Genomic DNA, 530 nt, shown 5'->3' with positions numbered 1-530 from the left:
CATCGCCGGGTCGAGCGTCCGCAGGTGGGGCGCCCGGTCGAGGCGGTGGCGGCCGGCTGAGTCAGTCGCGCTGGATGCCGAAGGTGTGCTTCATCAGCGCATTGACGTCTGAATCGAGACGGTCGATGCGCTGATGAACGCCCTGGAATCCGGCGTTCATCTCGTTGCGGATCGACCCGATCTCGGTGCGCAGGACACGTACGAACATCGTCGACATCAGCGTCAGCATGCCGAACAGCCCGGCGGCGAAGACGCCGATGAGCGTCCAGACCTGCGGTTCGTTCATGGTGAGCACCTCTCCATCATGTCTCGCATGACGCCAGGATGCCAGGGGGCATGAGACGTCGGCTGGCCGCGATCCCAGTATCTGTGGAAAGACGCCGGAGAGCCTTCGCTTGTGCAGAGAAGCCGATTCCATTGAGACGCAGTTCCGCGTAAACTGACGCTCAGTCTCAAACGGATTGGAGTCCGCCATGGCATCCGACTACACCCCGCCGGTCGACGATTACCGCTTCCTGTTCGGCGAGGCG

Annotated in this window: 1 protein-coding gene; it reads right to left on the bottom strand. The window is 62.8% G+C overall.

The window, feature by feature from the left end; translation table 11 throughout:
• Nucleotides 1-61 precede the first annotated feature (61 nt).
• Complete coding sequence (locus KI686_RS15680) at nucleotides 62-286, bottom strand: hypothetical protein (RefSeq protein ID WP_237590273.1); 225 nt, start codon at nucleotides 284-286, stop codon at nucleotides 62-64.
• Nucleotides 287-530: the final 244 nt, after the last annotated feature.

The sequence above is a fragment of the Polaribacter sargassicola genome (assembly GCF_021991835.1).
GTDB classification, from domain to species: Bacteria; Bacteroidota; Bacteroidia; order Flavobacteriales; family Flavobacteriaceae; genus Polaribacter; species Polaribacter sargassicola.
This window is presented reverse-complemented; position numbering and strand designations above follow the sequence as displayed.